The 6,660-nt window shown below is 73.0% G+C and carries 8 protein-coding genes; 4 read left to right on the top strand and 4 right to left on the bottom strand.

The genetic code is table 11. From position 1 onward, the window contains the following. Nucleotides 1–345: 345 nt before the first annotated feature. Together G3I42_RS38445 and G3I42_RS18180 are read left to right on the top strand one after the other, a co-directional pair. Nucleotides 346–432, top strand: coding sequence for a hypothetical protein (locus G3I42_RS38445; RefSeq protein WP_343244584.1), 87 nt, complete (start codon nt 346–348; stop codon nt 430–432). A gap of 77 nt (nt 433–509) precedes the next feature. After that, nucleotides 510–869, top strand: coding sequence for a DUF4286 family protein (locus G3I42_RS18180; protein WP_164287249.1), 360 nt, complete (start codon nt 510–512; stop codon nt 867–869). A gap of 142 nt (nt 870–1,011) precedes the next feature. Here the strand turns inward: G3I42_RS18180 and G3I42_RS18185 are convergent, their stop codons facing one another. Continuing rightward, nucleotides 1,012–1,311: a DUF4190 domain-containing protein gene (locus G3I42_RS18185; protein WP_203606972.1), complete on the bottom strand. Its 300-nt coding sequence runs from the start codon at nt 1,309–1,311 to the stop codon at nt 1,012–1,014. A gap of 189 nt (nt 1,312–1,500) precedes the next feature. Then, the gene (locus tag G3I42_RS18190; RefSeq protein WP_164287253.1) at nt 1,501–1,734 is read right to left on the bottom strand and encodes a DUF4287 domain-containing protein; all 234 of its coding nucleotides are present in this window, start codon (nt 1,732–1,734) and stop codon (nt 1,501–1,503) included. Nucleotides 1,735–2,068: 334 nt separating this feature from the next. Here G3I42_RS18190 and G3I42_RS18195 point away from each other — a divergent pair, with 334 nt between their 5' ends. After that, nucleotides 2,069–3,289: a S8 family peptidase gene (locus G3I42_RS18195; protein WP_164287255.1), complete on the top strand. Its 1,221-nt coding sequence runs from the start codon at nt 2,069–2,071 to the stop codon at nt 3,287–3,289. Nucleotides 3,290–3,612: 323 nt separating this feature from the next. On the opposite strand, the gene G3I42_RS18200 is transcribed toward G3I42_RS18195, so the two are convergent. After that, complete coding sequence (locus G3I42_RS18200; RefSeq protein WP_164287257.1) at nt 3,613–4,923, bottom strand: metallophosphoesterase; 1,311 nt, start codon at nt 4,921–4,923, stop codon at nt 3,613–3,615. Nucleotides 4,924–4,974: 51 nt separating this feature from the next. Then, nucleotides 4,975–5,226: a hypothetical protein gene (locus G3I42_RS37675; protein WP_239096529.1), complete on the bottom strand. Its 252-nt coding sequence runs from the start codon at nt 5,224–5,226 to the stop codon at nt 4,975–4,977. A gap of 259 nt (nt 5,227–5,485) precedes the next feature. Between G3I42_RS37675 and G3I42_RS18210 the strand changes: the two genes are divergently transcribed. Then, on the top strand, nt 5,486–6,660 hold a 1,175-nt coding region (locus G3I42_RS18210), incomplete at its 3' end, for a D-alanyl-D-alanine carboxypeptidase (protein ID WP_164287269.1).

Raw genomic sequence — 6,660 nt, forward strand, 5'->3', positions numbered from 1 at the left:
CCACGGCACGCACGGCGCCTACGCCCAGCAGATCGTCCTGCCGGCGGCGTCGGTGGTCCCCGCGCCGGAGCACGCCGAACGGGGCGGCGACGTGGCCGCGCGCATCCGGGCCCTGCATCCCGGGGGTGTGCGCGGCCTCGCGGACGGCGCGGTGCTCGACGAGCGCGTGCTGCCCGCTGTCGCCGACGGGGGCGGGCTGGCCACCGTGCGCTTCTGGAGCGGCCCGGCCGAGCGAGGGATCACGGTGCGCCCGGTGCCGGCGCGCGAGCGCGCGACCGACACGAAAACCCTTGACCGCCTGGCCCGTCAGGCCGAACAGGGCGTACTCACCCCGCGCTTGCGGCGGTGCTGCCCTTCACCGAAGCGAGCGAGGCGCACCGGCGCCTGGAAGCGGGCGGCGTCCGTGGCCGGATCGTCCTGGACTTCTCCTGAACGGGTCTCCACGACTTTCCGGTGCGGGAACGGTATCCACACCAACGAAATGAATCCGGACATCGAGGTGACGGAACATGAGCAAGCATGTCCTGCTGGTCTTCACCGATCCGCAGCCGGGCCGCGAGGAAGAGTTCAACGCGTGGTACGACGAGGTGCACCTGCCTGACGTGCTCGGTGTGCCCGGGTACACGGCGGCCCAGCGGTTCGTCGCGCGGACCGGTCTGCATGATGAGGTGCCCGAGCACCGGTACGTCGCGGTCTACGAGATCGACGAAGAAGACCTGCCGACCGCGTTGAGCAACCTGCGGGAAGGCCTGGCGCGCGCCGAGTTGTCCGGCGCGATGGCGCCGGCCCTGGTCACGTACGGATACACCGCGGTCGCCGACCGGATGACGGCCGCGGAGGCGCGGTCCGTGCGCGAGCGGAACCGGTGAGGTCACCCCGGCCCGCATGAGCCCCCGGACGCTTCGGCGTCCTGCGGGCGGCGGCTTCCACGCCGACGGCGCCGCACCCGTGCGGTGCGTCGGCGTGGGCCGCGTATCCGGTCCGGTATCCGGTATCCGGCGAACGCGCCCGTCAGGCCCCGCGCGAGCCGGTGAGCTGGATGAAGACCACGACGAGGCCGAGCACCGCGCACACGCAGCCGACGATCCCGAGCACGATCGCCGCCGTCGCCATCCCCCGCCCGCCGGCCTCGCCCCGGTCCGCCTTGCGCCCGCCCGCGACGCCGAAGCACAGCGCGAGCACGGGGCCGACGACGGGCAGCGGAAGCAGTCCGAGCAGGCCGAAGACGAGCCCCGCGACGGCGAGCCGGTTGGGCCCGGCATCGGATTCGGCGCGGGCGGCCTTGGGCCGCACCCCGTAGTCCACAGTCATGAATCCCGGCTCCACGCTCTCCCACTCTCTGCCGTGCGACCCGCGTCGGCGCAGGTCAGCGCGGTCAGAGTAGGGCGGCGGGATGGACTTTACCGGCGGTAACGGTGGAGGACCGGGTACGGGTGTGTGAGCGGTTCGTGACTCCGCCCGCACGCCCGGTGTCCACCGGGACCGGGCGGGGGACGGGCCTCACGCGCCCCCTTCGGCCCCGTCCTCCCTCCGCACGTACGCCACCACCGCGTTCGCGTGTCCGTGGCCCATGCCGTGAGCGGTCTTGAGCCAGGTCACGAGTTCGCCGTGGCGGGTGAGGGGCGAGGCGCGGACGAGGGCGAGCCATTCGGCGACGGGGCGGCCGTAGGTGCGCTCGATGGAGGGGAAGTAGGAGGCGGGGCCCTTGGCGGGCGGGACGGGTGCGGGGCTCATGACGTGCGTCCTTTCGCGGCGGTGTGCCGTACGGAAGAGATGACCGTGCCCGGGGGCGAAGCTCATCGGCGCTCCCGCGAGGAGCCTGCCCGTGTGGCTCAACTCCCGTTTCATGGCGCTCTGTTGCCGTAAAATGACTGTCGCATGACATCCGGCCAAGCAGGGCGGGACGGTCTTGTGCGGAGGTGGTGGCGGTCGGGAGTATTCCGTGCGGCGGGGCCCGGCACGACACGTACCGGGCCACCCGGACGCTGGTTTGTCATGCGCACAACACAAACTGACCCGCGTTCGCGCCCGTACCCCCACACCACCATCCACGAGGAGAACCCTTCAGATGGCACCTCAGACAGATCGCCGCCCCCGCACCACCCGCCGCACCCTGGCCGGGCTGAGTGCGGCGGCCGTCGCCGCGCTCGCGCTCAGCACCGTCGTCGCGCTGCCCGCCTCGGCGGCCCCCGAGGGCGTGATCGAGAACGCCGGAGTGGCCGGCTCGGTCTCCGGAAGCTACGTCGTCACCCTCAAGTCCGGTGCGCCGAAAGCAGGTTCGGCGGCGGGCAAGGCGCTCGCGAAGAAGTACGGGGCCACCATCGACCGTACGTACGCGGCGGCGCTCAACGGCTACGCGCTGCGCCTCGACGAGGGCGCGGCGAAGAGACTCGCGGCGGACCCGGCGGTCGCGAAGGTCACCCAGGACCGCGTGTTCACGGCCGACGCGACCCAATCCAACCCGCCGTCCTGGGGCTTGGACCGCATCGACCAGAAGTCCCTTCCGCTGAACCGTAGTTACACCTACCCGGACGCGGCCGGGCAGGGCGTCACCGCGTACGTCATCGACACCGGCGTGCGCATCACGCACCAGGACTTCGGCGGCCGGGCCTCGTACGGCTACGACGCCGTCGACAAGGACAACACGGCGCAGGACGGCAACGGGCACGGCACGCACGTGGCCGCGACGATCGCCGGGACCTCGTACGGCGTCGCGAAGAAGGCGAGGGTCGTGGGCGTCCGCGTGCTCAACAACGCGGGCTCCGGGACGACGGCGCAGGTCGTGGCCGGGATCGACTGGGTCACGGCGAACGCCGTGAAGCCGGCCGTCGCCAACATGAGCCTCGGCGGCGGCGCCGACTCGACGATCGACGCGGCCGTGCGCCGCGCCATCGCCTCGGGCGTCACGTTCGCGGTCGCGGCGGGCAACGAGTCCACGAACGCCTCTACCAAGTCCCCGGCGCGCGTCACGGAGGCGATCACGGTCGGCGCGACGACGAACACGGACGCGAAGGCCAGCTACTCCAACTACGGTTCCGTGGTGGACCTGTTCGCGCCCGGTTCGTCGATCACCTCGGCGTGGGGCACGGGCGACACCGCGACCAACACCATCAACGGCACCTCGATGGCGACCCCGCACGTGACGGGCGCGGCGGCCGTCTACCTCGCGGGCCACACCTCGGCGACCCCGGCCCAGGTCTCCTCGGCCCTCGTCGCGGGCGCCTCGACGGGCGTCGTCACCAGCCCCGGCTCCGGCAGCCCGAACCGCCTCCTGAACATCGTGCCGTGACGCTCGGCGCGATGAAGTGACGTGATGGCCTCCGGGGGCGTCCCCCCGGGGATCATCCGGAGGGCGGAGACCGACGGGCCTCCGCCCTCCAAGGCCGTCCACAGCGCGATCCGCGACGCCGAGGACGCGGCGCGCGAGGCCGCGCGCGCGGAGGAGGCCCGCCAGAGCGCGCTCGCCGCGTCGGCCCGCGCCCTCACCAGGCGCGGCATCAGCGTCCGCGACGCGGCCCGCATGCTCGGCATCTCCTACCAGCGCGTCTCCCAGCTCGCCCCCCCGCACGGAACGGGCGGCCTGAGCGGGGCCTGCGGGCTTCCCCGTCCTCTTCACGCCCCCACCGCCGCCAGCGTCACCAGCGTGATGTCCGAAGGGGCTCCCACGCGGACCGGTGGGCCCCAGGCTCCCGCTCCGCGTGTCACGTACAGCGTCGTGTCGCCGTAGTGGTCGAGGCCCGCGACCGTGGGGTTGCCGGCGCGGGCGAGGAGGTTGCCGGGGAAGAGCTGGCCGCCGTGGGTGTGGCCGGAGAGCTGGAGGTCCACCCCGTGCTTGACGGCCTCGTGGATCATCACCGGCTGGTGGGCCATGAGGACCGAGGCGCGGGCGGGGTCGCGGTCGCCGAGGGCCTTGTCGTAGTCGGGGGCGGCGTGGTGGTCCTCGCCGGAGATGTCGTTGACGCCCGCCAGGTCGAAGCCGGGCAGCTCCACGTGCGCGTTCTCCAGCGGGCGCAGCCCCAGCTCGCGCACCTCGTCGATCCACTCGTCCGCGCCCGAGTAGTACTCGTGGTTCCCCGTGACGAAGTACGCGCCGTGCCGCGCCCGCAGGTCGCTCAGCGGCTGGGCCGCGTGGCCGAGCTGCGCCACCGAGCCGTCGACCAGGTCGCCCACCACCGCCACGGCGTCCGGCTGCGCCGCGTTGATCGTGTCCACGATGCGCCGCGTGTGCGCGTGGCCCAGGATCGGGCCGAGGTGGATGTCGCTCACCACCGCGATGCGGAAGCCGTGCGCGGAGCGCGGCAGCTTGGCGAGCGGGATCGTCACGCGCTTGAGGCGCGGGCCGCGCAGCACGCCGTACGCGCCGTGGCCGACCGTGCCGAGCGCCGCCGCGCCCGCCACGCCGCCGACGATCCGCGAGACGAACAGGCGGCGGGAGGGCACGAGCGCGGGACGCGGCACCGCTTCCGGGACGGGCTCCGCAGCGGGTACGGGGGCGGGTACGGGGCCAGGCGCCGGGACGGGTACGGGACCCGCCGTCCGCTCCGCCTCCGCAGGCGCCTCCGCAGGCACCGCCACCGCCACGGCCCCCTCACCCTCCCGGCCGTACCGCCCCCGTATCACCCGAAAGAGCAGCGGCCGGAGCAGCTCGCCGATCGCCACCGCCATGAGCAGGTACAGCGCGACCGCCGCCCACAGGTACCCGGGCCAGGCCACGATCCGCAGCGCCCCGAAGGGGAGGGCGCGTGAGCCGGCGAAGGCGGCGAGCATGAGCACGGGGGCCACGACGAAGAAGGCCGTGCCCAGCGTGCGGGCCGGTCCGGGGCCGCGCGTCGTGTCGCGGACGAGGCGGCGCCACAGATACCAGTGGGCCAGGCCGAGCAGCGCGAGCACGAGCAGCAGGGCCAGGCCGAAGAGGATCACCATGCCGCGTCAACGGCCCGTCACCCGCGCCCGGTTCCCGTATCGCGCGCGGAATCACACGGGAAGATCACGTTTCCGCAGCGCACGCAGTCCCCGGAACCCGATGCCGCCTACAACCGTCCCCAGAAGGAAGGAGGCGATCGCCAGCAGCAGGTGGACCCAGAAGTAGGTGGTGGGGTCGCCGGCGTCGTCGAAAGCGAGACCGCTGCCGTCTTTCCACAGATTCTTGGCGAAAGTGATCCAGATGACCCAACTCCACACCCCGAACGCGAGCAGGAACCAGGAGACCGGGCGGCTGAGCTTCATGGGCCCAGTATCGCGCCGGGCCCTGCGCGCCCCGCGCCGGGGTGCGGACAAGACACCCGGGAGCGGACGAGACGGGCGCGAGGAGCCCGGGAGCGCAAGCCCCCGCGCCGCCGCTCCCGCCCCGTACCGCCCGAACGGCCGAGGCCCCACCGCTTTCCGTCTCCCCCGATCGGCCGCCTCCTCCCTCCCCTCCCCGCTTGCCCCCCGTGACAGCACAGGTACGTTCCTGAACGTGTCCGCTACGAAAAAGCGCGTACCGGTGCTGTCCCTGACCGCCTGCGCTGCCGCCGCCGCCCTGTCCCTCTCCGTGGCCGCGAGCCCGGCCCTGGCCGACCCGGGCGACGCGTCCGCGAGCCCGCGTCCGCCCGCGCGTACCTCCACGACGGGCGGGGCGCGGCTCGCGCTGCCCGGTACGCAGGTCGCGCCGCAGGCGGGGGCGCCCAAGCTGCCGAAGAAGCTCACCGCGCGCTCCTGGGTCGTCGCCGACGCCGAGTCGGGCGAGATCCTCGCCGCGCACAACCCGCACTGGAAGCTCGCGCCCGCCAGCACCCTGAAGATGCTCTTCGCGGACACCCTGCTGCCGAAGTTCGCCAAGGACAAGGTGCACCAGGTCACGCTCAAGGACCTCGACGGGATCGGCGCGGGCTCCAGCCTCGTCGGCATCAAGGAGGACCTGCCCTACTCGGTGCACGACCTGTGGCTCGGCGTCTTCCTGCGCTCGGGCAACGACGCGGTGCACGTCCTCTCCTCCATGAACGACGGGGTCGCGCAGACCGTCCGGGACATGCAGGCGCAGGCTCACGAGCTCCAGGCGAACGACACGCACGTCGTGACCCCGGACGGCTACGACGCGAAGGGGCAGGTGTCGAGCGCGTACGACCTCACGCTCTTCGCCCGCGACGGCCTCAAGAACCCCGACTTCCGCGAGTACTGCTCCACGGCGGAGGCACAGTTCCCCGGCGAGTTCGCCAAGAAGAAGAAGGACGGGGACAAGAAGAAGGCGACGGACGGGCAGGCCGGGCCCGAGGAGCGCCCCCGCGAGCACTTCGGCATCCAGAACACCAACCGTCTCCTCACCGGCACCTACGACCTCAAGCCCTACCCGGGCATCGCGGGCGTCAAGAACGGCAACACGACCAACGCGGGCGCGACGTACACGGCATACGCGCAGCGCGGCGACCGCAAGCTGCTCGTCACCGTCATGCACCCCGACTACGACGAGACCCAGGCCGTCTACCGCGAGGCCGCGCGCCTGCTGGACTGGGGCTTCGCCGCCGACGGCAAGGTCGCGCCGGTCGGTGAGCTGGTCCCGCCGCGCAGCGTCGTGGCCGAGCACGCCAAGGCGGGCAGGACGGCCGCCCCGGAGCAGGGGGCCGGGGGCAAGGGCAGCGGGGGCCCGACGAGCGCGGCCGGTCCCGACGCGGGCTCCGGCGG

This window comes from Streptomyces sp. SID11385 (assembly GCF_010548245.1).
Classification (GTDB): domain Bacteria; phylum Actinomycetota; class Actinomycetes; order Streptomycetales; family Streptomycetaceae; genus Streptomyces.